Below are 25940 nucleotides of genomic sequence, written 5' to 3' on the forward strand. Positions count from 1 at the left end.
GCTGGAGCCTGTTCCCTCTACGTGAGTGGAACAGGCTGGTGACGGATCAACGTCGTGGCAGGAATTGCAGCGGATCTACAGGTTTACCTTGTCGGCGAATCTCAAAGTGCAGTTTCACCCGGTCTGTACCAGTTGATCCCATCTCGGCAATTGTCTGTCCGACTTTGACCTGCTGTCCCTCCCGAACCAATAGCTTGCGGTTGTGGCCGTAAGCACTGACGTAGGTTTCGTTGTGTTTGATGATGACTAATTCGCCGTAGCCCCTTAAGCCACTCCCGGCGTAAACCACCGTCCCATCAGACGCAGCTAAAACAGGCTGTCCCAAATCCCCGGCGATATCAATGCCTTTATTCAAACTACCGTTTGAAGAGAATTTTCCAATCAGAACGCCGTTTGAAGGCCAGCCCCAACCTGTCGGTGCGGGGCCCGCAGGCGTAACCGGGGCAGGCGCCGGCTTGCTGGCCGCGGGGGCTGCGGTGCCCGATGCTGGAGCCGTTGCGGGGGCCGTAGCAGCACCAACGGGACGACGAATAACCGTGGTCTTGCTCGACGACGAGGCACCGGACTGGGCGCTGGTAACCACCGTGGCCGGCGCTGCGCCAGTGCGGCCATCAAAGCGAATGGTTTGCCCGGGATGGATGGTATAGGGCTCGGCAATATTGTTGCGAGCGGCCAATGCCTTGTAGTCCCAGCCATAGCGGAAGGCAATGGAGAACAAGGTGTCGCCACGACGCACCACATATTGCCCAGTCGTGACTGTCGGGCGCTGAGGCGCGGCGGTATTACTGCGCTCAACCACACCTACGCTGCTGGACTTGGTACTGGAACAACCGACCAACAAGGAACTCAAGACAAGGCCAATCATCAGTCGCTGAAAGCTTGATATACCTATTCGCTGCGCAATGACTGTGAGACTCACCCGCCGCTCCCTTTATGGTGGTTGACGATATAGATTGCCTTGCTCAGGCGTGAAATGACGCAAGTATAACTGGACGACCGCGCTTTACCGCTGGCAAAGCGCACCACACAGTGGCAAGAAATGACCATTGAAGGCCACCCGACTCATTGACGATCAATACGGCACTAAGACACAGCGCTTCAAACAGAATTCACCCAGCCCCGACAAATACTCAGGCCAGCGGCCCATTGAGCAGAGGCACAAAACGCACCGCCCCCAGGACATGCCGGGCAAAGCCGTGTTCTTCTCGAATGATCAGCATCAACTGCTGCACTTCTCCTGCCCCCACCGGAATCACCAGGCGTCCGCCCGGAGCCAGCTGGTCGAGCAGCGCCTGGGGAACATCAGTGGCCACAGCGGTCACGATGATGCCGTTGTAAGGCGCCAAGGCTGGCCAGCCCTCCCAACCGTCACCCCAGCGAAACACCACATTGCGCAGGTTCAACTCCTGCAGCCGTTCCTTGGCACGGTCCTGCAGGACCTTGATCCGCTCCACCGAAAACACCCGCTCCACCAACTGCGACAGCACCGCCGTCTGATAGCCGGACCCGGTGCCTATCTCCAGGACCTTGTCCAGAGGACCGGCCTCCAGCAGCAGCTCGCTCATGCGCGCCACCATGTAAGGCTGGGAGATGGTCTGGTTGTGGCCGATCGGCAGGGCCGTGTCTTCATAGGCCCGATGGGCCAGGGCTTCATCAACGAACAGGTGCCGCGGCGTACGACGAATGACTTCCAATACCTGTGGATTGGACAGCCCTTCATCGTAGAGCCGTTGAATCAGGCGTTCGCGGGTACGCTGGGAAGTCATGCCGATTCCCCGTCGCAGCAAATCGTCTTGCTCACGAGCCATCAGCGCAGCCCCTCCAACCAGCCGTCCAGGCTCCGGAACGCGTCATTGAACGTGCGATCCAGCTGCAACGGAGTGATGGAGACATAACCTTGCATCACCGCATGAAAATCGGTGCCCGGGCCGCCATCTTCGGCATCCCCGGCGGCGGCAATCCAGTAACCCGACTTGCCGCGGGGATCGACGACCTTCATCGGTGCCGCCGCGCGCGCGCGATGGCCCAGGCGGGTCAGCTGTATGCCACGAATATGATCCAGTGGCAGGTTGGGAATATTCACGTTCAACACCGTCCGTGGTGGTAAATCCAGCAAGCCCTGAGCCTGCACCAGCTTGCGCGCGAAATGGGCCGCCGTGGCAAGGTTTTCCACCTGCCGCGACACCAGCGAAAAGGCAATCGCCGGACGCTGCAGAAAGCGCCCTTCCAGGGCTGCGGCGACCGTTCCGGAGTACAGCACGTCATCCCCGAGGTTGGCCCCCAGGTTGATCCCCGACACCACCATGTCCGGCTCATGCTCCAGCAGGCCGTTGAGCCCCAGGTGCACACAGTCGGTCGGCGTGCCGTTGATGCTGATGAAGCCATTGCCGAGGGTATGCGGATGCAACGGACGGTCAAGCGTCAGCGAGCTGCTGGCGCCGCTTTTGTCCTGGTCCGGTGCGATCACCACACAGTCGGCGTAATCCGCCAGCGCAGCATGCAGCGCGGCGATACCGGGTGCGGTTACCCCATCATCGTTAGAAATCAGAATACGCATGAGCTGTCCGTCTGCCCCACCGGCACCAGATCGACGAGTTCACGCACCAATGCGGTGGCGAAACACCCGGCCGGCAGGACGAATTCCAGTTGCAGAATGTCAGGCTCGGGATAATGCCACGTCAAACCGCCAATGGGCAGCCGCAGGATGCGTCGTTCGTGGCTCATGCCGGCTCTGATCAGCCAATCACACAGTGCCGCCTCACGGCCGGCAATCTGTTGCTCAAGCTCGTGGGACACACCGCTCGCCGGAGAGGCGCCCTCGCCCCACAACGGACCGGTGGGGTGCAGGTCGAGAATCGCCAGGCGCGGGTCCGAGCATTCCTCAGGACCGGCCATGAAAAAACTGCGACTGTCGGTAAACGCCAGCAGGTCACCGACTTGCGCCTGCTGCCAGCTGCCGTCCGCCACCCGTGCCGCCAGCACCTGATTGAACAGATAGCTGCGGGCCGTGGAAAGCAGGCGCGAACGCACATTGCGCTGCTCTGGCAAGGCCTGGCGCGCGGCCCAGCCACGGGCATCCACCAGGTTGCCGCCGTCGTGGCCAAACCGCTGGGCGCCAAAATAGTTGGGAATCCCGTGCTGGGCGATCTGGCGCAAACGCTCATCGATGGCCGCATGATCCGCCGTGAGCTCTGTCAGGCGCAGGGTAAAACCGTTGGCCGCATGGGCACCGCGCTGCAGCTTGCGCTTGTGGCGGGTAGCCTTGAGGATTTTCAGGGTGTGGTTTTCCGCAGCGCCAAGATCCGGGTCAGCCTTGCCCGGCAGTTGCACGCTGAACCATTGGCGAGTCAGCGCCTGGCGATCCTTGAGCCCGGCGTAGCTGACGGTGCGCAACGATACTCCGGCGGCCTTGGCAATCCGCCGCGCGGCCTCTTCGGTATTCAGGCCACGCTTTTCCACCCACAGCCACAGGTGCTCGCCTTCACCGCTCAGCGGGATATCGAGCACTTCATCGACTTGGAAATCTTCGGCAGTGGCCTTGAGCACGGCGCTGCCCAGGGCGTCACCATAGGCCCGCGGGCCCAACAGTTGCGATTCATTCATGGGCGCAGCAACAAGGCCACGGAGTGCACCGCGATACCTTCCTCGCGGCCGACGAAACCGAGTTTTTCAGTGGTGGTGGCCTTCACGTTCACTTGGTCCAGTTCGACTTGCAGGTCCTCGGCAATCAAGGCCCGCATGGTTTCAATATGAGGCGCCATTTTCGGGGCCTGGGCGACGATGGTGTTGTCGACGTTGCCGACCTTCCAGCCTTTGGCGTGGATCAGCGCGACAACATGACGCAGCAGGACGCGGCTGTCGGCACCTTTGAACTGCGGATCGGTGTCCGGAAAATGCTTGCCGATGTCCCCCAGCGCCGCAGCGCCCAGCAGGGCATCACTGAGCGCGTGCAACAACACGTCACCGTCGGAGTGGGCGAGCAAGCCGCAATGATGGGCGATGCGCACACCACCCAAAGTAATGAAGTCGCCCTCAGCGAAACGGTGCACATCGTAGCCGTGGCCAATACGCATAAAAAAACGCCCCGAAAAAGTCAGGGCGTGATTCTACCTGCTTTGGCAGGCATTAGGCGTTAAGAGCACGTGCATGGTGCTGCAAGTGATCGTCGATAAAGCTGGCGATGAAGAAGTAGCTGTGGTCGTAGCCCGGCTGCATCCGCAGCGTCAGCTGATGGCCGGCGCTCCTGGCCGCCTGCTGCAGCACTTCTGGCTTGAGCTGGGTGGCGAGAAAGTCATCTCGATCCCCTTGATCCACCAGCAACGTCAGTTTTTCCCTGGCTTCGGCAAGCAGTACGCTGGCATCCCATTCACGCCAGCGTGAACGTTCCTCACCCAGGTAACGGGAAAACGCCTTCTGCCCCCAAGGACAATCCATGGGATTACTGATAGGAGCGAACGCCGAAACCGACTGATAGCGACCGGGATTACGCAAGGCACAGACCAATGCCCCATGACCGCCCATGGAGTGCCCGCTGATCCCACGTTTCTGCGACGCGGGAAAATGCGCCTCTACCAATTCCGGCAGTTCGTTCACCACATAGTCATGCATCCGATAATGCTGGGCCCAGGGCTCCTGGGTCGCGTTCAGATAGAACCCGGCTCCCAGGCCAAAGTCCCAGGCGCCCTCAGGGTCACCGGGCACGCCGGCGCCGCGAGGGCTGGTATCCGGAGCGACGATGATCAGACCAAGCTCCGCCGCCAGCCGTTGGGCGCCGGCCTTTTGCATGAAGTTCTCGTCGGTGCAGGTCAGGCCGGACAACCAGTAAAGCACCGGTAGCTTGCCACCCTGTTCCGCCTGGGGCGGCAAATACACCGCGAACACCATGTCGCAGCCCAACACCTGGGAATGATGCTTGTAGCGTTTGTGCCAGCCGCCGAAGCTCTTCTGGCAGGAAAGGTTTTCCAGACTCATGGCAGACCTCCAGCCACAAGCCGCAAGCTACAAGCCGCAAGTGGGAATCCCTTCTTGGTGCTTGTGGCTTGCCGCTTGCCGCTGCTCTTAGAAATGAATGACCGAACGAATGCTCTTGCCTTCGTGCATCAGGTCGAAGGCCTTGTTGATGTCTTCCAGGCCCATGGTGTGAGTAATGAAGGTATCCAGCGGGATTTCGCCGGTCTGGGACATTTCCACGTAACTTGGCAGTTCGCTGCGACCACGCACGCCGCCAAAAGCCGAACCACGCCATACGCGACCGGTCACCAACTGGAAGGGACGGGTCGAAATTTCCTGGCCGGCACCGGCCACCCCAATGATCACCGACTCGCCCCAGCCCTTGTGGCAGCATTCCAGCGCGGCGCGCATCAGCTGGACATTGCCGATGCATTCGAAGGAGAAATCCACGCCGCCGTCGGTCATGTCGACAATGACCTCCTGGATCGGACGATCGAAGTCCTTGGGATTGACGCAGTCGGTAGCGCCCAGTTGCTTGGCGATCTCGAACTTGGCCGGGTTGATATCGATGGCAATAATGCGCCCGGCCTTGGCCTTGACCGCGCCAATTACCGCCGACAGGCCAATGCCGCCCAGGCCGAAGATGGCCACGGTGTCACCGGCCTTGACCTTGGCGGTGTTGATCACCGCACCAATGCCAGTGGTCACGCCGCAACCCAGCAGGCAGACCTTTTCCAACGGCGCTTCCTTGGGGATCTTGGCCACGGAAATTTCCGGCAGCACGGTGTACTCGGAGAATGTCGAGGTGCCCATGTAATGGAAAATGGGCTGGCCTTTGTAGGAAAAGCGCGTGGTGCCGTCAGGCATCAAGCCTTTGCCCTGGGTTGCACGAATGGCCTGACAGAGGTTGGTCTTGCCCGACAGGCAGAATTTGCACTGGCCGCATTCCGGGGTGTACAGCGGAATCACATGATCGCCCACGGCCACCGAGGTCACGCCCTCACCCACCGCTTCTACAACTGCCCCCCCCTCATGGCCGAGGATCGCCGGAAAGATGCCTTCCGGATCGGCGCCGGACAGGGTGTAGGCGTCGGTGTGGCAGACGCCGGAAGCGACGACCCGCAACAGCACTTCGCCGGCCTTGGGCATGGCGACATCCACTTCGACGATTTCCAGGGGCTTCTTGGCCTCGAAGGCTACGGCAGCACGTGACTTGATCATCCTGACTCTCCAGCGAATAAAAACGAGGCAGTGAGTGTAAAACAGCGCAATGCGATGAATAATCCAGGCAAAAGCAAAACATTATTGCCATGCAGGGATAATCAATGAGCGAAAACCGTTGGGAAGGCATCGACGAATTTGTCGCGGTTGCCGAATGCAGCCAATTCACTGCCGCTGCCGAGCGCCTGGGGGTTTCCTCATCTCACATCAGCCGCCAGGTGGCGCGCCTCGAAGAACGCTTGCAGACCCGCCTGCTGTATCGCAGTACCCGCCGCGTCACCCTGACCGAGGCCGGGCAGACCTTCCTCCAGCATTGCCAACGCTTGCAGGATGGTCGCGAGGAAGCGTTGCGCGCCGTAGGGGACCTGACCAGCGAGCCCAAGGGCATGCTGCGCATGACTTGCGCAGTAGCCTATGGCGAGCGGTTCATCGTGCCACTGGTCACGCGCTTCATGAGCCTTTATCCACAGTTGCGGGTGGACATCGAATTGAGCAACCGGCCTCTGGACCTGGTGCACGAGGGGCTCGACCTGGCCATTCGCCTGGGACGCCTACAGGACTCACGCCTGGTCGCCACTCGCCTGGCACCACGCCGCATGTACCTATGTGCATCGCCCTCCTATCTGGAGCGCTATGGCCGCCCCCACAGCCTTTCGGAATTGAGCCGGCACAACTGCCTGATTGGCAGCTCGGATATCTGGCAGTTGGAGGTCGATGGGCGCGAATTTTCGCAACGGGTGCAGGGCAACTGGCGCTGCAACAGCGGACAGGCAGTGCTGGATGCGGCGCTACAAGGCGTCGGGCTCTGCCAACTGCCGGACTACTACGTGCTGGAGCACCTGCAGGACGGTACGCTGGTTTCCTTGCTGGACGCTCACCAGCCGCCCAATACCGCGGTCTGGGCGCTGTACCCGCAGCAACGGCATCTGTCGCCGAAAGTGCGCAAGCTGGTGGATTATCTCAAGCACGGCTTGGCCGAACGCCCGGAATACCGCGATGTGTAGCCACTGTCGCAGCCTGCGACAAGGCCCGCAGGGCCTTCAGGTTTCAAGAGCGGCGCCTCCTTCGGAGTCGTTCGCAGCTTGCGGCAGCGGCTACGAGGTTCGTCGGCCGCCCGCGATCAGCGCCGATTGGACCAACGCTGGCGCAGCCACTCAAGGTCCTCGGGGCGAGTGACCTTGAGGTTGTCGGAGCGGCCTTCGATCAGGCGTGGCGCCTGCCCGGCCCATTCCATTGCCGAAGCCTCATCGGTGACCGTCACATCGGCCACCAGGCTGTCGGCCAGGGCCCGGTGCAGCGCGCCAAGCCGGAACATCTGCGGTGTGTAGGCTTGCCAGATCAGGCTGCGATCCACGGTTTCCAGAACCCTTCCGTGCTTGTCGATCCGCTTCAGGGTGTCCCGGGCCGGCACCGCCAGCAGCCCGCCCACCGGGTCGTGCGCCAACTCGCCCAGTAGCTTGTCCAGGTCATCTCGGGAAAGATTGGGGCGCGCGGCATCGTGAACCAGCACCCAGTCTTCGTCGGCCGCGCCCTGGGCGTGCAGATGAAGCAGGGCATTGAGCACCGAACCGGAGCGCTCGGCGCCACCTTCGACCCGCTGAATCCGCGAATCGTGGGCGCAGGCCAGGGTCGGCCAGTAGGGATCATCCAGCGCCAGACTGACCACCAGCCCCTTGAGGCCGGGATGGTCGAGAAAACAGCCGAGGCTGTGTTCGAGAATTGTGCGTCCGCCCAGTTGCAGGTACTGCTTGGGACGGTCCGCGGCCATGCGGGCACCGACGCCCGCGGCAGGAATCACGGCCCAGAAGGCCGGTAGCCGATTGCTCATTGGGCCAACTGGTAGAGGGTTTCACCCTCCTTGACCATGCCCAGTTCATGGCGAGCCCGCTCTTCCACGGTCTCCATGCCCTTCTTCAACTCCATGACTTCCGCATCGAGTACGCGATTTCGCTCCAGCAGACGCTCGTTTTCAGCGTGCTGGTCGGCAATCTGCTGAGTCAGGTCAGCTACCTGGGCCAAGCTGCCGTTCCCCACCCACAGGCGGTACTGCAAGCCGGCCAGCAGCAAGAGCAAGACCAGGAACAACCAATTGGGACTGCGCATCGAATATCGGGTATCCAGTGAAAAAAGACAGCCATGCCAACAACTTTGGACCTACTGATAGCACGAAGCCTGGAAGAACCAGGCTTGTGCTCTTAAGGCATCAGATTAGTGGCAAAAAACTCGCTGTAGCGATTTTCCCGACACAATCCGGTGTCTTTTTACCATCTACTGCTTAGCCGCGAAACTCGCCGCGACCGTTGTACTTGGCCTTGCCGTTCAATTGCTCTTCGATACGCAGCAATTGGTTGTACTTGGATACGCGGTCGGAACGGCACAGGGAGCCGGTCTTGATCTGGCCAGCCGAGGTGCCCACGGCCAGGTCGGCAATGGTCGAATCTTCGGTTTCGCCGGAACGGTGCGAGATCACGGCGGTGTAACCGGCAGCCTTGGCCATCTGGATGGCTTCCAGGGTTTCGGTCAGGGTGCCGATCTGGTTGAACTTGATCAGGATCGAGTTGGCGATCTTCTTGTCGATGCCTTCTTTCAGGATCTTGGTGTTGGTCACGAACAGGTCGTCACCGACCAGTTGCACCTTGTCGCCGATCTTGTCGGTAAGAATCTTCCAGCCCGCCCAGTCAGACTCGTCCAGGCCGTCTTCGATGGAGATGATCGGGTAGCGCTGAGTCAGACCTTTGAGGTACTCGGCGAAACCTTCGGCGGTGAACACCTGGCCTTCGCCGGACAGGTTGTACTTGCCGTCTTCATAGAATTCGCTGGCGGCGCAGTCCAGAGCCAGGGTCACGTCGGTGCCCAGGGTGTAACCGGCGTTGGCCACGGCTTCGGAGATGACTTTCAGCGCGTCTTCGTTGGAGGCCAGGTTCGGGGCGAAGCCACCTTCGTCACCCACCGCAGTATTCAGGCCACGGGCCTTCAGCACGGCTTTGAGGTGATGGAAAATCTCGGTGCCCATGCGCAGACCTTCCGAGAAAGACTTGGCGCCGACTGGCTGCACCATGAATTCCTGGATGTCGACGTTGTTATCGGCGTGCTCGCCACCGTTGATGATGTTCATCATCGGTACAGGCATCGAGTAGACGCCTGGAGTGCCGTTGAGGTTGGCGATGTGGGCGTACAGTGGCAGGTCCTGGTCCTGGGCAGCAGCCTTGGCCGCAGCCAGGGACACGGCGAGGATGGCGTTGGCGCCCAGGGAGGCTTTGTTCTCGGTACCGTCCAGGGCGATCATCGCGTGATCCAGCGCTTTCTGGTCGATCGGGTCTTTACCCAGCAACAGATCGCGGATCGGACCGTTGATGTTGGCTACCGCCTTGAGCACGCCCTTGCCCAGGTAACGGCTCTTGTCGCCATCACGCAGCTCCAGCGCTTCGCGCGAGCCGGTGGAGGCACCGGACGGCGCGCAAGCACTGCCGATGATGCCGTTGTCGAGAAGCACGTCCGCTTCGACAGTGGGGTTGCCACGGGAGTCGAGAACTTCACGACCTTTGATGTCGACGATTTTTGCCATTGTTGTAAACACTCCAAAGTTGACGAAAACGCTGAGTACCGCTCGATTTATAACTTGTGGGTCAAACTGCTGGTTCGTAGGAGCCGGCTTGCCGGCGAACAGGCCCGCGAAAACGCGGTGCCGGTCAGCCGGCTCCTACAGAGGAAGTCGCCGTTTTTTACGCGGTTTCTACCGTGGGGAAACTCTTGACCAGTTCGTCCAGAGCCTTGAGCTGAGCCAGGAACGGCTCAAGCTTGTCCAGACGCAGGGCGCAGGGACCGTCGCACTTGGCGTGGTCGGGATCCGGATGGGCTTCCAGGAACAGACCCGCCAGGGATTGGCTCATGCCGGCCTTGGCCAGGTCGGTGACCTGGGCCCGACGACCGCCAGCGGAGTCGGCGCGACCGCCCGGCATCTGCAGGGCATGGGTAACGTCGAAGAACACCGGGTACTCGAACTGCTTCATGATGCCGAAGCCGAGCATGTCCACCACCAGGTTGTTGTAGCCGAAGCTGGAACCGCGCTCGCAGAGGATCAACTGATCGTTGCCCGCCTCTTCGCACTTGCTCAGGATGTGCTTCATTTCCTGAGGCGCGAGGAACTGGGCCTTCTTGATGTTGATCACCGCGCCGGTCTTGGCCATGGCCACTACCAGGTCGGTCTGCCGCGAGAGAAACGCCGGCAACTGGATGATGTCGCAGACTTCGGCGACCACGGCGGCCTGGGCCGGCTCGTGGACGTCGGTGATGATCGGCACGCCGAAGGCCTGCTTCACGTCTTCGAAAATCCGCATGCCCTCTTCCAGGCCCGGGCCACGGTAGGAGGTCACCGACGAACGGTTGGCCTTGTCGAAGCTGGCCTTGAACACGTAGGGGATCCCGAGCTTCTCGGTCACCCGCACGTACTCTTCACAGACCTGCATCGCCATGTCGCGGCTTTCCAGCACGTTCATGCCGCCGAACAGCACCATCGGCTTGTCGTTGGCGATCTCGATGTTGCCTACGCGGATGATCTTCTGCGCCATCAGGTTCAAGCCTTCTTCTGGTGTTGAGCCAATGCAGCTTTGACGAAACCGCTGAACAGTGGGTGACCGTCACGTGGCGTCGAGGTGAACTCGGGGTGGAACTGGCAAGCGACGAACCATGGATGATCCGCAGCTTCGACCACTTCGACCAGCGCGCCGTCGCCCGAGCGACCGGAGATCTTCAGGCCCGCCTCGATCAGTTGCGGCAGCAACTTGTTGTTCACTTCATAACGGTGGCGGTGACGCTCGACGATCACGTCCTTGGCGTAGCAGTCGTGCACCTTGGAGCCCGCTTCGAGCAAGCATTCCTGAGCGCCCAGGCGCATGGTGCCGCCCAGGTCGGACGCTTCGTTACGCACTTCGACGGCGCCGGTGGCATCTTCCCACTCGGTGATCAGGCCGACGACCGGGTGACCGCTGGCGCGATCGAATTCGGTGGAGTTGGCATCTTTCCAGCCCATGACATTACGGGCGAATTCGATGACAGCCACTTGCATGCCCAGGCAGATACCCAGGTACGGCACCTTGTTCTCGCGAGCGTATTGCACAGCGGTGATCTTGCCTTCCACGCCACGCAAGCCGAAACCGCCCGGAACCAGGATCGCGTCGACGCCTTCCAGCAGCGCGGTGCCCTGGTTCTCGATGTCTTCGGAGTCGATGTAGCGCAGGTTGACCTTGGTGCGGTTGGTGATGCCGGCGTGACTCATCGCTTCGATCAGCGACTTGTAGGCGTCCAGCAGCTCCATGTACTTGCCGACCATGGCGATGGTGACTTCGTGCTCGGGGTTGAGCTTGGCGTCCACCACCTTTTCCCACTCGGACAGGTCGGCGCCGTTGCATTGCAGGCCGAAACGCTCGACGACGAAATCGTCCAGGCCCTGGGCGTGCAGCACGGCCGGGATCTTGTAGATGGTGTCGACGTCTTCCAGGGAAATCACCGCACGCTCTTCAACGTTGGTGAACAGGGCGATCTTGCGACGCGAGGACACATCCACCGGATGGTCGGAGCGGCAGATCAGCACGTCAGGCTGCAGGCCGATGGAGCGCAGCTCCTTCACCGAGTGCTGGGTTGGCTTGGTCTTGGTTTCGCCGGCAGTGGCGATGTACGGAACCAGGGTCAGGTGCATCAGCATCGCGCGCTTGGAGCCGACTTCGACCCGCAACTGGCGGATGGCTTCGAGGAACGGTTGCGACTCGATGTCGCCCACGGTACCGCCGATTTCCACCAGGGCCACGTCGGCATCGCCGGCGCCCTTGATGATGCGACGCTTGATCTCGTCGGTGATGTGCGGAATCACCTGGATGGTGGCGCCCAGGTAGTCACCACGGCGCTCCTTGCGCAGTACGTGCTCGTAGACACGGCCAGTGGTGAAGTTGTTGTTCTGGGTCATGGTCGTGCGGATGAACCGCTCGTAGTGGCCCAGGTCCAGGTCGGTCTCGGCGCCGTCGTGGGTGACGAACACTTCACCGTGCTGGAACGGGCTCATGGTGCCCGGGTCGACGTTGATGTACGGGTCCAGCTTGAGCATGGTGACCTTAAGCCCCCGCGCCTCCAGGATGGCCGCCAATGAAGCCGAGGCAATGCCTTTCCCCAATGAAGAAACAACACCGCCCGTGACGAATATGTAGCGCGTCATGAAAAACCCTAGAAGTCTGCGTTAAAGCGGTCAGTGCCGCCGGGGAAAGCGAAGGAAGGCCGAAGCCCCCGATCACCTGCATTAATCACAGTGCACCTTTCAAAAAAACCGCCGCGTGGTGACAGACCGGATGCAAAAACACCGGTAGGTTGCTCGCTACACATTTTTTGGAATCGCCCAGCAAAGACTGCTTGGTAATCGGCAACTCCTGCAATTCAGGCGAATCCACAGAAGTTGTATCAAGAAGGGAGCGTAGTCTACCGGAAAGCCCCTTTCAGCTCAAACCTTGATCGCTGGTCAGTGGTCGCCAATGCAATTGCCAGTCGGCCAGAGGTTCCGCGCCGGGCCCAGGCAGGTTAGCCAGCGCCAACAGCCGCTCCCCCTGATACAACAGCGGCAATCTGCCACGGACAAAACCCGGTAGCCCGGCTTCGTTGAGCAAACGCTTCAGGTCACGATGGCCGCGCCCTGCCACCTGCACGACCTCCCCTCCCTGTCGGTAGCCTATGCGCAACGGTCCCTGGGGCGCCCTTCCACTGAAAAACACCTGGCCATTGCCCGGCAAACGCAATGGGCATGTCGGATCCAGCCATTCAACCGGCCCCTGCACCGGCTGCAACCAGGCACCGGACAACCACCAGACCCGCCCGCACGCACGATGCAGCTCACCATCGGCCAGGCGCCACAGCGGCCGGCCATCGGCGCCGGCATCCCGCAGGTTCTCCCAGCCGTGCCAATGATCGGTATCGGGCAAACGGCCAAAACCACCCAGCCAATGGCTCAGGGCATTGCGCTGGCGGGCCGGGGACAGGGCCTGCAACGGCGCAAGGGCCAGCGACGGCAGGCCAAGCCAGGAAAAACAGTCCCCGCCCTCGGCAGCCGACAGGTCCAGCGCCGCCAGCTCGTCGAGCAGGCCCTGGGCCTCCCTCAGGTGCGCGGCGCTGCGACTCATGCAGGTAGCGGCCTGAGGCCAGCGGGCCAGCAAAGAGGGCATGACCTGATGCCGCAGGTAGTTGCGCGAATACTGATGATCGGCATTCGAAGGGTCCTCGACCCAACTCAGGCCATGCTCGGAGGCATAGCGCTCAAGCTCCTGACGCGACACGCCAAGCAAAGGTCGCAGCAACTGCCCGCCCCCCAGAGGCCGGCACATCGGCATTGCCGACAAGCCCCGGACCCCGGCTCCGCGCAACAGACGAAACAGCAGGGTTTCGGCCTGATCATCACGATGCTGCGCCGTCAGCAGCAGTTCATGCGCCGCGGTGAGCGCTGCAAAAGCCCCGTATCGAGCCTCACGGGCGGCCTGTTCAAGACTGGCACCAGCCTGCACCTGCACGCGAATCACTTTCAGGGGCACGCCCAGGGCATCACAGATCGCCTGGCAATGATCCGGCCAGGCATCCGCCGCTTCTTGCAGCCCATGGTGGATATGCACAGCCTGCAGTGTCGGCAAGCGTTGCCGGTGCGCCAGACTGGCAAGCAGGTGCAGCAGGACAGTGGAGTCAAGACCACCGGAGAGGGCGACACGCCAGACCTTGGCATCGAGCCAGGGCCTCAGACTGTGCAGTAATTGGGTGCTGAGAGCGTTCATGCAGCGATCGAAACCTGTAGGAGCGGCCGGCTGGCGCAGTCACTTGCCCCGCTATAAGCAACGACGCCGCCATCGAATCGATGGCGGCGCCTGGGTCGCGAACGAGCGTGCCCCTATCGGGGAAAGCGCTAGTCGATCAGAGACCGTAGCTCATCAGGCGGTCATAACGACGGGCCAGCAAGGTGTCGTTATCCATTTCCTTGAGCATCGCCAGCTGCGAGCTGAGCTCGGCACGGATCGAAGCGGCAGCCGCCGCCGGATCACGGTGGGCGCCGCCCAGTGGCTCGCTGATGACCTTGTCGACAATGCCCAGGCCTTTCAGACGCTCTGCGGTGATGCCCATGGCCTCTGCCGCATCGGCAGCCTTTTCCGAGGTTTTCCACAGGATCGAGGCGCAGCCTTCCGGCGAAATCACCGCATAAGTGGAATATTGCAGCATGTTCAACTGGTCGCAGACGCCGATGGCCAATGCGCCGCCGGAACCGCCCTCACCGATCACGGTAGCGATAATCGGGGTCTTCAGGCGCGCCATGACCCGCAGGTTCCAGGCAATGGCCTCGCTCTGGTTGCGCTCTTCAGCGTCGATGCCCGGATAGGCGCCCGGGGTGTCGATGAAGGTCAGGATCGGCATCTTGAAGCGTTCGGCCATTTCCATCAGGCGGCAGGCCTTGCGATAACCTTCCGGACGCGGCATGCCGAAGTTGCGACGCACTTTCTCGCGTACTTCGCGGCCTTTCTGATGACCGATGATCATCACCGGCTGCTCGTCCAGGCGGGCAACCCCACCGACAATCGCCGCATCGTCGGAGAAGTGGCGATCGCCATGCAGCTCGTCGAACTCGGTGAAGATGTGCTGGATGTAGTCCAGGGTGTATGGACGACGTGGGTGCCGTGCCAGACGTGCGATCTGCCAGCTGGTGAGCTTGCCGAAGATGTCCTCGGTCAGGGTGTTGCTCTTGTCCTGCAGGCGGGAAATCTCATCGCCGATATTCAGCGAATTGTCATTACCGACCAAGCGCAACTCTTCGATCTTGGCTTGCAGGTCGGCGATCGGCTGTTCGAAATCAAGAAAATTCGGGTTCATAGGCGTCCGTCTGGGCTCGACGTCCAAGGGGGCTTGGGCCGGCCGGTTGTCTATTCGCGCCCTACCTTAAGGGACGGACGCGTTGAGGTCGAGATTAAAAATTCAGGTGACGACAAGGCGCAATGATGGCGCCTCTCCGTCAACGGTATTGGAGGAAGACGTTGTCTCGCCCGAACTGGTCACGCAGGGCTTGAATCAAGCTGTCCGCCGGGTCGATCCGCCAGTTCTCGCCGAACTGCAGCAGGGCCTTGGCGTCGTTACGGCTGTACTCCATGGTGATCGGGCACGCGCCGCGGTGGCGCTTGAACAACTCACCCAGCCAGCGTAGCTGATCGCCCTTGAGGGCATCGGTATGGACTTTCAGGCGCAGGCTTTCCGCCAGGTTGGTCCGCGCGTCTTCCATGCTCATCACCCGCTTGACCCGCAAGCGCAGGCCTCCGGAGAAGTCGTCGTTGCTGACCTCGCCTTCCACCACCACCATGGCATCGGTCTGCAACAGCGATTGCGCCGAATGGAACGCATCGGCAAACAACGAGGCCTCGATCCGTCCCGAGCGGTCGTCGAGGGTGATGAAACCCATCTTGTCGCCCTTCTTGTTCTTCATCACCCGCAGGGCAATGATCATCCCCGCCACCGTCTGGGTATCCCGGGCCGGCTTCAGATCGATGATGCGCTGACGGGCGAAACGACGGATCTCGCCTTCATACTCATCGATCGGGTGCCCGGTCAGGTACAGCCCAAGGGTATCTTTCTCGCCCTTCAGGCGCTCCTTGAGGGTCAGTTCCTTGGCCTTGCGGTGGTTGGCATAGACGTCCGCGTCTTCCTCGACAAACACTCCGCCGAACAGGTCGGCGTGGCCACTGTCGTGGGTCCGGGCGGTCTGTTCCGCCGCCTTGATCGCCTCTTCCATGGCCGCCAGCAGTACGGCACGGTTCTGATCGATGTTGGCCTGATAAGCCTTGGGCTCATCGAAGAAGTGCGGGCCGAGGCGGTCCAGGGCGCCACTGCGAATCAGACCATCCAGGGTCCGCTTGTTGATGCGCTTGAGGTCGACCCGGGCACAGAAATCGAACAGGTCCTTGAACGGCCCCTCGACACGGGCTTCGGTGATGGCTTCCACCGGACCCTCGCCCACCCCTTTGATCGCGCCAAGGCCATAAACGATACGGCCTTCGTCGTTCACCGTGAACTTGAACTCGGAGGTGTTCACATCCGGCGCATCGAGGCGCAGCTTCATGGTCCGCACTTCCTCGATCAAGGTCACGACCTTGTCGGTGTTGTGCATATCCGCAGACAGTACCGCCGCCATGAAGGGCGCCGGGTAGTGCGCCTTGAGCCAGGCAGTCTGGTAGGACACCAGGCCGTAGGCGGCGGAGTGGGACTTGTTGAAGCCGTAACCGGCGAACTTTTCCACCAGGTCGAAGATGTTGCCCGCCAGGTCGGCGTCGATGTTGTTGCTGGCGCAACCCTCAATGAAACCGCCACGCTGCTTGGCCATTTCCTCGGGTTTCTTCTTACCCATGGCCCGACGCAGCATGTCCGCACCGCCGAGGGTGTAACCGGCCATGACCTGGGCGATCTGCATCACCTGTTCCTGATACAGGATGATGCCGTAGGTCGGCGCCAGCACCGGGCGCAGACCCTCGTACTGATAGTCGGGGTGCGGGTAGGCCAGTTCGGCGCGACCGTGCTTACGGTTGATGAAGTCATCCACCATCCCCGATTGCAGCGGCCCCGGACGGAACAGGGCCACCAGTGCGATCAGGTCTTCCAGGCAGTCGGGCTTGAGCTTCTTGATCAGCTCCTTCATGCCCCGGGATTCAAGCTGGAATACCGCGGTGGTTTCAGCTTTCTGCAACAGGCTGTAGGTCGGCTTGTCGTCCAGCGGGATAAAGGCGATATCCAGCGGTTCCTCGCCCACCTTGGCGCGGTCGCGGTTAATGGTTTTCAGCGCCCAATCGATGATGGTCAGGGTCCGCAGGCCGAGGAAGTCGAACTTCACCAGACCGGCCGCCTCGACGTCATCCTTGTCGAACTGGGTTACCAGGCCGCCGCCTTCTTCGTCGCAGTAGATCGGCGAGAAGTCGGTGAGCTTGGTCGGCGCGATCACCACGCCACCGGCGTGTTTACCGACGTTACGCACCACGCCTTCGAGCTTGCGCGCCATTTCCCAGATTTCCGCCGCCTCTTCATCGACCTTGATGAAGTCCCGCAGGATCTCTTCCTGCTCGTAGGCTTTTTCGAGCGTCATGCCGACTTCGAAGGGGATCATCTTCGACAGACGGTCGGCCAGACCATAGGACTTGCCCTGGACCCGCGCCACGTCGCGGACCACCGCCTTGGCCGCCATGGAACCGAAGGTAATGATCTGGCTCACCGCGTTGCGGCCGTATTTCTCGGCCACGTAGTCGATCACCCGGTCACGGCCATCCATGCAGAAGTCGACGTCGAAGTCGGGCATCGATACCCGTTCCGGGTTAAGGAAACGTTCGAACAGCAGGTCGTATTCCAGCGGGTCGAGGTCGGTGATCTTCTGCACGTAGGCCACCAGGGAACCGGCACCCGACCCCCGGCCGGGACCTACCGGCACACCGTTGTTCTTGGCCCACTGAATAAAGTCCATCACGATCAGGAAGTAACCGGGGAACCCCATCTGGATGATGATATCCAGCTCGAAGTTCAGGCGGTCGACATAGACCTGGCGCTTGGCCTCGTAGTCCTCGGTGGTGTCCCTGGGCAACAACACGCTGAGGCGCTCTTCCAGGCCGTCGAAGGAAACCTTGCGGAAGTACTCATCGATGGTCATGCCATCGGGAATCGGGTAGTCGGGCAAGAAGTGCTTGCCCAGCTTGACCTCGATGTTGCAACGCTTGGCGATCTCGACCGTGTTTTCCAGGGCCTCGGGCAGGTCGCTGAACAGCTCGGCCATTTCCTCGGCGCTTTTCAGGTACTGCTGGTCGCTGTAGTTCTTCGAGCGTCGCGGATCGTCCAGGGCGCGGCCTTCGCCGATGCAGACCCGGGTCTCGTGAGCTTCGAAGTCTTCCTGCTTGATAAAGCGCACATCGTTGGTGGCCACCAGCGGCGCGCCAATCTTGTCGGCCAGGGCCACGGCGGCGTGCAGTTGCTCTTCATCATTGGGCCGGTTGGTACGCTGCACTTCCAGGTAGAAACGGTCCGGGAATACCGTCATCCACTCCCGGGCCAGGGTCTCGGCGACCTCCAGGTCACCGGCGATCAGCGCCATGCCGATCTCCCCCTCCTTGGCCGCCGAGAGCATGATCAGGCCTTCCGCGGCTTCCGCGACCCATTCGCGCTCGATGATGATCTGGCCGTTGCGCTGGCCATCGATAAAGCCCCGGGAAATCAGCTCAGTGAGATTGCGATAGCCCACGGCATTCATCACCAGCAGACTGATGCGGCTCAGGGCATTGTCCGGGTCCTTGTTCGACAGCCACAGGTCGGCACCACAGATCGGCTTGATCCCGGCACCCATGCTGGCCTTGTAGAACTTGACCAGGGAACACATGTTGTTCTGGTCGGTAACCGCTACCGCAGGCATGCCCATGCCGGTCAGGGCTTTGACCAGCGGTTTGATCCGCACCAGGCCGTCGACCAGGGAGTACTCAGTGTGCAGGCGCAGGTGAACGAATGAAGCCGGCATAGTGATCCTGTAATAAGCGCGAAAACAACAAGGCCCGGATTGTACCGGGCCTCGACTAAAACATCAGCCTCAGGACGGAATCTCGCCCCGCGCCTCAAGGGCCTCATAGGCTTGTCGCACCGGGGCGAAGGAGCGCCGGTGAATCGGGGTCGGTCCCAGGCGGGCCAGGGCCTCCAGGTGCACCGGCGTCGGATAGCCCTTGTGGCCGCCAATACCGTAGCCCGGGTAGATCAGCTCAAAGGCAGCCATCTCGCGGTCGCGGCTGACCTTGGCCAGAATCGATGCCGCGGCAATCGCCGGAACCTTGCTATCGCCCTTGACCACCGCTTCGGCGGGCATGGCCAGCTTGGGGCAGCGGTTGCCATCGATCATTGCCAGCTTCGGGGTCACGCTCAGCCCCTCCACCGCCCGCTGCATGGCCAGCATGGTGGCGTGGAGGATATTCAGTTCGTCGATTTCCTCGACTTCAGCCCGGGCAATGCACCAGCTCAAGGCTTTTTCGCAGATTTCGTCGAACAGCTTCTCGCGACGGGCCTCGGTGAGTTTCTTCGAATCATTGAGACCAAGAATCGGCCGTTTCGGATCGAGAATCACCGCCGCAGTGACAACGGCTCCGCACAAGGGGCCACGGCCGACCTCATCGACACCGGCCACCAGATCCTCGGCATCCGCCACCAAGGTGAAGTCCAGGCCCATCTGCATCTTCGCGTTACTCATTGTGATTTGCCGATCAGCTCAAGCACCGCTTGCGCGGCCTGGTTGGACGCGTCGCGACGCAAGGTTCGGTGGATCTCGTCAAAACCGCGGGTCTGCTCTTCCCCGCCTTCGATCAAGGGCGACAAGGTCTGCGCGAGGGCTTCGGCGGTGGCGTCATCCTGCAACAGCTCCGGCACCAGCAGGCGCTGGGCCAGCAGGTTCGGCAAGGAAATGTACGGACTCTTGACCATGCGCTTGAGAATCCAGAAGGTCAGCGGCGCCAAACGGTAGGCCACCACCATTGGACGCTTGTAGAGCAAGGCTTCGAGTGTCGCGGTGCCAGAAGCGATCAGCACCGCGTCGCAGGCGGCCAGGGCCTTGTGGGACTGGCCATCGAGCAAGGTCAGCGGCAGGTCACGACTGGCCAGCAGTTCTTCGAGCTGGAGCCGACGCTCCGGGCTGGCGCACGGCATGATGAAGCGCACGCCGGGACGCAGGGTACGCAAGCGCTGTGCGGCATCCAGGAACAAGGCCCCCAGGCGCCCCACTTCACCGCCACGACTGCCGGGCATCAAGGCCACCAGAGGCCCGTCCGGCAGACCCAGTTCGGCACGCGCCGCCTCACGGTCCGCCTGCAGCGGAATGGCATCGGCCAGAGAGTGGCCGACGAACTTCACCGGTACGCCTTTCTCTTCGTAGAACCGGGCCTCGAAGGGAAACAGCGTGAGCATCAGGTCGCACCCTTCGCGAATCTTCAGCACCCGTTTCTGGCGCCAGGCCCAGACCGACGGACTGACGTAATGCACGGTCTTGATCCCGGCCTGACGCAGCTTGAGTTCAATATTCAGGGTGAAATCCGGAGCATCGATACCGATGAATACATCCGGCTTTTCGGCAATCAGGGTCTGGATCAGCTTCTTGCGTCGCGCCAGCAACTCACGCAGTCGCCCAAGCACCTCGACCAAGCCCATGACCGCCAGGCGCTCCATGGGAAAGTAAGAGGTCAGACCTTCGGCGTGCATCAGCGGACCGCCGACGCCAATGAATTCGACAGCCGGGTGCTGAGCCTTGAGGGCTCGCATCAGGCCGGCGCCGAGAATGTCGCCGGAGGCTTCGCCAGCCACCAGCGCAATACGCAGAGTGTTCATGATTAACGGGTGATGCCGCGAGTCGAAGACTGGATCGAGTCACGAAACACCGCGACTTCCGGGAACTCAACCGCCGCTTCGGCCAGTTCAGCCAAGGCTTGATCCACGGTCAGACCCTGACGGTAAACCACCTTGTAGGCGCGCCGCAGTGCGTGGATCGCGTCCTCGCTGAAGCCGCGACGGCGCATGCCTTCAAAATTCATGCTGCGGGCTTCGGCGGGGTTGCCGAACACCGTGACGAACGCCGGTACATCCTTGCCGATGGCGGTGCCCATGCCGGAGAAGCTGTGGGCGCCGATATGGCAGTACTGATGCACCAGGGTGAATCCGGAAAGAATCGCCCAGTCGTCGACATGCACATGGCCGGCCAGCGCTGTGTTGTTGACCAGGATGCAGTGGTTGCCAATGACGCTGTCATGACCGATGTGGGCGTAGGCCATGATCAGGTTGTGATCGCCCAGGGTGGTTTCGGAACGGTCCTGGACGGTGCCACGGTGAATGGTCACGCCTTCGCGGATCACGTTGTGGTCACCGATGACCAGGCGGGTTTCCTCGCCTTTGTACTTCAGATCAGGGGTGTCCTCACCTACCGAAGAAAACTGGTAGATGCGGTTGTGCTTACCGATCCGGGTCGGGCCCTTGAGAATGACATGGGGCCCGATCACTGTACCCTCGCCGATTTCCACACCAGCGCCGATGATCGACCACGGGCCAACCTCAACGTCGTCGGCCAGGATGGCCGTCGGATCGATGATTGCGCGAGGGTCAATCAAACTCATAGTTTGCGTTCCGCACAGATGATTTCAGCAGAGCACACCGGCTTGCCGTCGACCGAGGCCTGACACTCGAACTTCCAGATCTGGCGCTTGCAGCTGATGAACTTGGCCTCAAGAATCAGCTGGTCGCCCGGCAGCACTGGCTGGCGGAAGCGCAGCTTGTCGGAACCGACGAAGTAATACAGGGTGCCATCGGCTGGCTTCACGTCGAGCATCTTGAAACCGAGAATGCCCGCAGCCTGAGCCATGGCTTCGATGATCAGTACGCCCGGCATGATCGGATGCGCAGGAAAGTGACCATTGAAGAACGGTTCGTTGATGCTGACATTCTTGTAGGCACGAATGCACTTGCCCTCAACATCCAGGTCCACTACCCGATCCACCAACAGGAAAGGGTAACGGTGAGGCAGGTATTCGCGAATCTCGTTGATGTCCATCATTTCGGGGGGAAGCCTGTAGTAAAGAGTGGGAGCGCGCGACTAACGCACGCCCCTCTAGCAAATCAAGGAGGCCGTCTAGCGGCTGTGCACACTTGATATGGAAATGGTATCAGCCATCTGATGAAGCATTGCCGTCAGGGGTCACGCCCCCAACGCGCTTTTCCAACTGACGCAGGCGTCGCGCAAGATCATCGAGCTGACGGATGCGTGCCGCGCTCTTGCGCCACTCGGCAGCAGGTTGCATGGCCGTACCGGAAGAGTAGGCACCCGGCTCGGTAATCGAGTGAGTCACCATGGTCATTCCAGTGAGGAATACGTTGTCACAAATATCGATGTGCCCGACCAGCCCCACACCGCCGGCGAGCATACAGTGCTTGCCGATCTTGGTGCTGCCGGAGATCCCCACACAAGCGGCCATGGCGGTGTGATCACCGACCTGAACGTTGTGGGCGATCTGAATCTGGTTATCGAGCTTCACGCCATTGCCGATGACGGTGTCAGCCAGGGCGCCACGATCGATCGCGGTGTTGACGCCAATCTCGACATCGTCACCGATGGTCACGCCGCCAATCTGCGCGATCTTCTGCCAGATGCCTTTCTCGTTGGCAAAGCCGAAGCCTTCGCCCCCCAGCACCGCGCCCGACTGGATAACCACTCGTTTGCCGATGCGTACGTCGTGGTACAGGGTGACCCTTGGCGCCAGCCAGCCGCCCTCGCCGATCTCGCAGCGGGCACCGATAAAGCAATGAGCGCCGATGGTCACTCCGGCACCGATGCGAGCACCACTCTCGATCACCGCAAACGGGCCAATGCTGGCCGCTGGATCCACCTGCGCATCAACGGCAATTACCGCGGATGGGTGAATGCCAGCCGGCGCCTTGGGCTTGGGGTCGAACAGATGGGAAATTCGGGCATAGGACAGGTAAGGATCGGCCACCACCAATGCGTCGCCGGCATAGGCCTCGGCATCAGCGGCTTTCAGCAACACCGCACCGGCCTGGCAGTCCACCAGGTACTTGCGATATTGCGGGTTTGCCAAAAAGCTCAACTGAGCTGGGCCAGCCTCCTGCAAGGTGGCTAGCCCAGTGATTTCCTTCTCCGCGTCGCCACGCAAGGTGGCGCCGAGGAACTCGGCCAACTGGCCGAGTTTTATAATCGCGGTCATGGCTTACTTCAGCTGATTCATGCGCTCGATAACTTGGCGAGTGATGTCGTACTGAGGTTTGACATCGATCACTGCGCCACGCTCGAAGACCAGATCGAAACCGCCTTTCTTGATGACTTCTTCAACTGCGCTATCCAGCTTCGGCTTCAGTTGCTTGAGCATCTCGCGGTCAGCAACAGCCTTGGCTTCGTTCAGTTCCTTGGACTGGAACTGGAAGTCACGGGCCTTTTGCTTGAACTCGAGCTCCAGACGTTCACGCTCGCCCTGCTGCATCTTGTCGCCACCGGCCACCAGACGATCCTGGATACCCTTGGCGCTGCTTTCCAGGGTTTTCAGCTTGGTCAGTTGCGGACCGAACTTTTTCTCGGCGTCCACTGCGTACTTCTTCGCCGCGTCGGATTCCAGCAGTGCCATCTGATAGTTCAGAACGGCAATTTTCATTTCGGCAAACGCCGGGCTCGCGACCAGAACGGAGGCCAGGAGAACCAATTGAGTCAACTTACGCACGATGCACTCCTACAAAATCCATTGTCGTTATCTTGGGTCAGGCTATTAGAAAGTCTGACCGAGGGAGAATTGGAACACCTGGGTCTCAGCGTTATTCGGTTTCTTCACTGGCATCGCCAGGGCAAAGCTCAATGGACCCAGGGCCGTAACCCAAGTCACACCGACGCCCACGGAGCTGGCCAGGTTGCTGAGACTGATGTCATTGCACTGCGTCTTGGAAGAAATGCCGTTGGTATTTTTCACGTTCGAGCACTTGGAATCGAACACGTTACCCACATCCCAGAACACCGACGTCCGCAGGGAACGCTGATCCTTGACGAACGGCAGCGGGAACAACAGTTCGGCACCACCCTGGATCAAGACGTTACCACCGAACGGTAGCGGATCCTGATCGGGGTCGGCTGCAGTTCCGACGTTGCCCGTTACACCGGCACCACGACTCGGGGTACTGCGCGGACCCAAAGTGCTGTCCTTGAAACCACGAACCGAGTTAAAACCACCAGCATAGTAGTTCTCGTAGAATGGCAAGCCGTCGGTTGAACCGTAGCCATCACCGTAGCCCAGCTCGGTATGGAAGCGCATGGTGTAGTTTTCAGTCAGCGGCTGGAACATCTGGCCACGGTAATCAAGCTTGAAGAACGACAGATCGCTACCTGGGGTCGTGGTTTCCAAGACCAAACTCTGAGAGTGGCCTCGGGTGGCCAGCACACCTTTGTTCAAAGTCGATTCGGACCAGCCGGCGGATGCCTTGAAGTTCAGGTAGTTGCTGCCCTGCTGATTCACGAAGTCGAAAATCTCATCGACGGTGTACAGACCAGTCTTGATCTTGTCCTGCTGCGCAGTCAGGCCGAAGGTCAGACGCGAAGTCTCACTGATCGGGTAACCCACGCTGACACCGGCACCCAGGCTGTCCACCGCATAGCTGGCCACGTTGACGTCGAGGTCTTTGTAGTCAGTGGTGCGATAGAAGGCGTTGTAGCCCAGGCTCACGCCATCGGCGGTCCAGTAGGGGTCAACGTAGCCGAAGTTGTAGCGGCTCTGGTATTCACTGCGGGTCAGGCCAATGCTGACCTTGTTACCAGTACCCAGGAAGTTGTTCTGAGTGATCGAACCACCAAGGATCAGACCGGCACTCTGGGCGAAACCGACGCTGGCGGTGATCGACCCGGACGCTTGTTCTTCCACCGCGTAGTTCACGTCAACCTGGTCATCGACACCCGGAACAGCCGGAGTCTCGACGTTGACCTCCTTGAAGAAGCCCAGGCGCTCCAGGCGAGTCTTGGACTGGTCGATCAGGTAGGTCGAAGCCCAGCCACCTTCCATCTGGCGCATTTCGCGACGCAGAACTTCGTCCTCGGACTTGGTGTTGCCACGGAAGTTGATGCGGTTGACGTAGGCACGCTTGCCCGGGTCCACCACGAAGGTGATGTCCACGGTGTGATCTTCATCATGCGGCTGAGGCACGCCGTTGACGTTGGCGAAGGTGTAACCCTCGTTACCGAGACGACGAGTGATCAGTTCGGAAGTGGTGGTCATCAGCTTGCGCGAGAACACCTGGCCCTTCTCCACCAGCAACAGCGCCTTGACCTGGTCTTCAGGGACTTTCAGGTCGCCGCTGAGCTTCACGTCACGAACGCTGTACTTCTCGCCTTCGTTGACGTTGACAGTGATATAGACGTGCTTCTTGTCCGGAGTGATGGACACCTGGGTCGAAGCGATATCCATGTTGATATAGCCGCGATCGAGGTAGTAGGAACGCAGACGCTCCAGGTCACCGGACAGCTTTTCACGGGCGTACTTGTCGTCGTTCTTGAAGAACGACAGCCAGTTGGTGGTCTTGAGTTCGAACAGGCCGATCAGGTCTTCATCAGGGAAAACCGTGTTGCCCACCACGTTGATGTGCTGGATGGCAGCGACCGTACCTTCGTTGATCTTGACCTTCAGGCCAACGCGGTTGCGTGGTTGCGGCACCACTTCGGTCTCAACGGTGGCCGAGTAACGACCCTGGGCGACATATTGACGCTGCAGTTCGTTACGCACGCCTTCGAGAGTCGCACGCTGGAAGATTTCGCCTTCGGCCAGGCCAGACTGCTTCAGGCCCTTCATCAGGTCTTCGGTAGAGATCGCCTTGTTGCCTTCGATCTCGATACTGGCAACCGACGGCCGCTCGACTACCGTAATGACCAGGACGTTGCCATCGCGGCCCAGCTGGATGTCTTGAAAGAAACCGGTTTTGAACAGCGCACGAGTGGATTCCACCAGGCGACGGTCGTCCGCCTGCTCGCCGACGTTCAACGGCAAGGCACCAAAGACGCTACCCGCGGAAACGCGCTGAAGGCCGTTGACGCGGATATCGGAGATAGTGAAGGACTCGGCGTGAACTTCGGCGATCATCAATACGGTGAGAACCGCAGTTAGCAGCAGACGTTTCATGAAGTCCTTTCTTATTCCAACTGGCAATAAACAAACTGCCGCAAAATGCGGCAGATTCGCAAT

The 25940-nt window shown here is 60.7% G+C and carries 23 protein-coding genes; 1 reads left to right on the forward strand and 22 read right to left on the reverse strand.

What is annotated here, in order from left to right:
* Positions 1-46 precede the first annotated feature (46 nt).
* From L1O02_RS24860 to L1O02_RS24890, 7 genes are all read right to left on the reverse strand, one after another.
* Positions 47-919 carry a peptidoglycan DD-metalloendopeptidase family protein gene (locus tag L1O02_RS24860; RefSeq protein WP_108544483.1) on the reverse strand — a complete coding sequence of 291 codons (873 nt, stop codon included), beginning with the start codon at positions 917-919 and terminating at the stop codon, positions 47-49.
* Positions 920-1130: 211 nt separating this feature from the next.
* Complete coding sequence (locus L1O02_RS24865; protein ID WP_173655928.1) at positions 1131-1766, reverse strand: protein-L-isoaspartate(D-aspartate) O-methyltransferase; 636 nt, start codon at positions 1764-1766, stop codon at positions 1131-1133.
* Positions 1767-1807: 41 nt separating this feature from the next.
* Positions 1808-2557 carry a 5'/3'-nucleotidase SurE gene (surE, locus tag L1O02_RS24870; RefSeq protein ID WP_047302063.1) on the reverse strand — a complete coding sequence of 250 codons (750 nt, stop codon included), beginning with the start codon at positions 2555-2557 and terminating at the stop codon, positions 1808-1810.
* The gene (truD, locus tag L1O02_RS24875) at positions 2545-3603 is read right to left on the reverse strand and encodes a tRNA pseudouridine(13) synthase TruD (protein ID WP_108544480.1); all 1059 of its coding nucleotides are present in this window, start codon (positions 3601-3603) and stop codon (positions 2545-2547) included. Before truD ends, surE begins: the two co-directional genes overlap by 13 nt.
* Positions 3600-4073, reverse strand: a complete 474-nt coding sequence (gene ispF, locus L1O02_RS24880; protein WP_060837777.1) for a 2-C-methyl-D-erythritol 2,4-cyclodiphosphate synthase — start codon at positions 4071-4073, stop codon at positions 3600-3602. The genes truD and ispF overlap by 4 nt, the downstream gene beginning before the upstream one ends.
* 52 nt (positions 4074-4125) lie before the next feature.
* Positions 4126-4971, reverse strand: coding sequence for an S-formylglutathione hydrolase (gene fghA / locus L1O02_RS24885; protein WP_060837776.1), 846 nt, complete (start codon positions 4969-4971; stop codon positions 4126-4128).
* A gap of 87 nt (positions 4972-5058) precedes the next feature.
* The gene (locus L1O02_RS24890; protein ID WP_060837775.1) at positions 5059-6171 is read right to left on the reverse strand and encodes an S-(hydroxymethyl)glutathione dehydrogenase/class III alcohol dehydrogenase; all 1113 of its coding nucleotides are present in this window, start codon (positions 6169-6171) and stop codon (positions 5059-5061) included.
* 104 nt (positions 6172-6275) lie between these two features.
* Between L1O02_RS24890 and L1O02_RS24895 the strand changes: the two genes are divergently transcribed.
* Positions 6276-7175 (forward strand): LysR substrate-binding domain-containing protein, encoded by a 900-nt coding sequence (locus L1O02_RS24895; RefSeq protein WP_060837774.1) that lies wholly within the window; start codon positions 6276-6278, stop codon positions 7173-7175.
* Between the two features lie 116 nt (positions 7176-7291).
* Here the strand turns inward: L1O02_RS24895 and ispD are convergent, their stop codons facing one another.
* From ispD to bamA, 15 genes are all read right to left on the reverse strand, one after another.
* On the reverse strand, positions 7292-7999 hold the full coding sequence (gene ispD, locus L1O02_RS24900; protein WP_108544478.1) for a 2-C-methyl-D-erythritol 4-phosphate cytidylyltransferase: 708 nt from the start codon (positions 7997-7999) through the stop codon (positions 7292-7294).
* Positions 7996-8274 carry a cell division protein FtsB gene (gene ftsB, locus L1O02_RS24905; RefSeq protein ID WP_011059544.1) on the reverse strand — a complete coding sequence of 93 codons (279 nt, stop codon included), beginning with the start codon at positions 8272-8274 and terminating at the stop codon, positions 7996-7998. The genes ispD and ftsB overlap by 4 nt, the downstream gene beginning before the upstream one ends.
* 172 nt (positions 8275-8446) lie before the next feature.
* A complete protein-coding gene (eno, locus tag L1O02_RS24910; protein WP_060837772.1) occupies positions 8447-9736 on the reverse strand; it encodes a phosphopyruvate hydratase in 1290 nt (429 codons plus the stop codon).
* A gap of 157 nt (positions 9737-9893) precedes the next feature.
* Positions 9894-10739, reverse strand: a complete 846-nt coding sequence (gene kdsA, locus L1O02_RS24915; RefSeq protein WP_042940934.1) for a 3-deoxy-8-phosphooctulonate synthase — start codon at positions 10737-10739, stop codon at positions 9894-9896.
* A gap of 5 nt (positions 10740-10744) precedes the next feature.
* Positions 10745-12376: a CTP synthase gene (locus L1O02_RS24920; protein WP_016964687.1), complete on the reverse strand. Its 1632-nt coding sequence runs from the start codon at positions 12374-12376 to the stop codon at positions 10745-10747.
* 274 nt (positions 12377-12650) lie between these two features.
* Positions 12651-13967 carry a tRNA lysidine(34) synthetase TilS gene (tilS, locus tag L1O02_RS24925; protein ID WP_108544476.1) on the reverse strand — a complete coding sequence of 439 codons (1317 nt, stop codon included), beginning with the start codon at positions 13965-13967 and terminating at the stop codon, positions 12651-12653.
* 136 nt (positions 13968-14103) lie between these two features.
* Positions 14104-15051 (reverse strand): acetyl-CoA carboxylase carboxyltransferase subunit alpha, encoded by a 948-nt coding sequence (locus tag L1O02_RS24930; RefSeq protein ID WP_016964689.1) that lies wholly within the window; start codon positions 15049-15051, stop codon positions 14104-14106.
* Positions 15052-15190: 139 nt separating this feature from the next.
* Positions 15191-18712: a DNA polymerase III subunit alpha gene (gene dnaE / locus L1O02_RS24935; protein WP_060837770.1), complete on the reverse strand. Its 3522-nt coding sequence runs from the start codon at positions 18710-18712 to the stop codon at positions 15191-15193.
* Positions 18713-18781: 69 nt separating this feature from the next.
* Positions 18782-19414 carry a ribonuclease HII gene (gene rnhB / locus L1O02_RS24940; RefSeq protein ID WP_060837769.1) on the reverse strand — a complete coding sequence of 211 codons (633 nt, stop codon included), beginning with the start codon at positions 19412-19414 and terminating at the stop codon, positions 18782-18784.
* Between the two features lie 11 nt (positions 19415-19425).
* The gene (gene lpxB / locus L1O02_RS24945) at positions 19426-20559 is read right to left on the reverse strand and encodes a lipid-A-disaccharide synthase (RefSeq protein ID WP_235760267.1); all 1134 of its coding nucleotides are present in this window, start codon (positions 20557-20559) and stop codon (positions 19426-19428) included.
* Positions 20559-21335 carry an acyl-ACP--UDP-N-acetylglucosamine O-acyltransferase gene (gene lpxA / locus L1O02_RS24950; RefSeq protein WP_060837767.1) on the reverse strand — a complete coding sequence of 259 codons (777 nt, stop codon included), beginning with the start codon at positions 21333-21335 and terminating at the stop codon, positions 20559-20561. The genes lpxB and lpxA overlap by 1 nt, the downstream gene beginning before the upstream one ends.
* Positions 21332-21772, reverse strand: coding sequence for a 3-hydroxyacyl-ACP dehydratase FabZ (gene fabZ / locus L1O02_RS24955; protein ID WP_007924058.1), 441 nt, complete (start codon positions 21770-21772; stop codon positions 21332-21334). Before fabZ ends, lpxA begins: the two co-directional genes overlap by 4 nt.
* 109 nt (positions 21773-21881) lie before the next feature.
* Positions 21882-22937 (reverse strand): UDP-3-O-(3-hydroxymyristoyl)glucosamine N-acyltransferase, encoded by a 1056-nt coding sequence (gene lpxD, locus L1O02_RS24960; RefSeq protein WP_060842603.1) that lies wholly within the window; start codon positions 22935-22937, stop codon positions 21882-21884.
* A 3-nt stretch (positions 22938-22940) separates the two neighbouring features.
* Entirely contained in the window at positions 22941-23444 is a 504-nt protein-coding gene (locus tag L1O02_RS24965) for an OmpH family outer membrane protein (RefSeq protein ID WP_016964695.1), read from the reverse strand.
* A 45-nt stretch (positions 23445-23489) separates the two neighbouring features.
* Complete coding sequence (gene bamA, locus L1O02_RS24970; protein WP_060842602.1) at positions 23490-25877, reverse strand: outer membrane protein assembly factor BamA; 2388 nt, start codon at positions 25875-25877, stop codon at positions 23490-23492.
* Between the last annotated feature and the right edge of the window lie 63 nt (positions 25878-25940).

This window comes from Pseudomonas sp. BC42, from assembly GCF_021560055.1.
Classification (GTDB): Bacteria; Pseudomonadota; Gammaproteobacteria; order Pseudomonadales; family Pseudomonadaceae; genus Aquipseudomonas.

Bases quoted from the DNA above. Each gene is read 5' to 3' on its own strand.
- L1O02_RS24865 (WP_173655928.1), bottom strand. From the start codon at position 1,766: ATGACTTCCCAGCGTACCCGCGAACGCCTGATTCAACGGCTCTACGAT.
- tilS (WP_108544476.1), bottom strand. From the start codon at position 13,967: ATGAACGCTCTCAGCACCCAATTACTGCACAGTCTGAGGCCCTGGCTC.
- truD (WP_108544480.1), bottom strand. From the start codon at position 3,603: ATGAATGAATCGCAACTGTTGGGCCCGCGGGCCTATGGTGACGCCCTG.
- lpxA (WP_060837767.1), bottom strand. From the start codon at position 21,335: ATGAGTTTGATTGACCCTCGCGCAATCATCGATCCGACGGCCATCCTG.
- fabZ (WP_007924058.1), bottom strand. From the start codon at position 21,772: ATGATGGACATCAACGAGATTCGCGAATACCTGCCTCACCGTTACCCT.
- eno (WP_060837772.1), bottom strand. From the start codon at position 9,736: ATGGCAAAAATCGTCGACATCAAAGGTCGTGAAGTTCTCGACTCCCGT.
- surE (WP_047302063.1), bottom strand. From the start codon at position 2,557: ATGCGTATTCTGATTTCTAACGATGATGGGGTAACCGCACCCGGTATC.
- ispD (WP_108544478.1), bottom strand. From the start codon at position 7,999: ATGAGCAATCGGCTACCGGCCTTCTGGGCCGTGATTCCTGCCGCGGGC.
- dnaE (WP_060837770.1), bottom strand. From the start codon at position 18,712: ATGCCGGCTTCATTCGTTCACCTGCGCCTGCACACTGAGTACTCCCTG.
- ispF (WP_060837777.1), bottom strand. From the start codon at position 4,073: ATGCGTATTGGCCACGGCTACGATGTGCACCGTTTCGCTGAGGGCGAC.
- L1O02_RS24895 (WP_060837774.1), top strand. From the start codon at position 6,276: ATGAGCGAAAACCGTTGGGAAGGCATCGACGAATTTGTCGCGGTTGCC.
- L1O02_RS24890 (WP_060837775.1), bottom strand. From the start codon at position 6,171: ATGATCAAGTCACGTGCTGCCGTAGCCTTCGAGGCCAAGAAGCCCCTG.
- bamA (WP_060842602.1), bottom strand. From the start codon at position 25,877: ATGAAACGTCTGCTGCTAACTGCGGTTCTCACCGTATTGATGATCGCC.
- L1O02_RS24930 (WP_016964689.1), bottom strand. From the start codon at position 15,051: ATGAACCCGAATTTTCTTGATTTCGAACAGCCGATCGCCGACCTGCAA.
- rnhB (WP_060837769.1), bottom strand. From the start codon at position 19,414: ATGCAGATGGGCCTGGACTTCACCTTGGTGGCGGATGCCGAGGATCTG.
- L1O02_RS24920 (WP_016964687.1), bottom strand. From the start codon at position 12,376: ATGACGCGCTACATATTCGTCACGGGCGGTGTTGTTTCTTCATTGGGG.
- kdsA (WP_042940934.1), bottom strand. From the start codon at position 10,739: ATGGCGCAGAAGATCATCCGCGTAGGCAACATCGAGATCGCCAACGAC.
- fghA (WP_060837776.1), bottom strand. From the start codon at position 4,971: ATGAGTCTGGAAAACCTTTCCTGCCAGAAGAGCTTCGGCGGCTGGCAC.
- ftsB (WP_011059544.1), bottom strand. From the start codon at position 8,274: ATGCGCAGTCCCAATTGGTTGTTCCTGGTCTTGCTCTTGCTGCTGGCC.
- lpxD (WP_060842603.1), bottom strand. From the start codon at position 22,937: ATGACCGCGATTATAAAACTCGGCCAGTTGGCCGAGTTCCTCGGCGCC.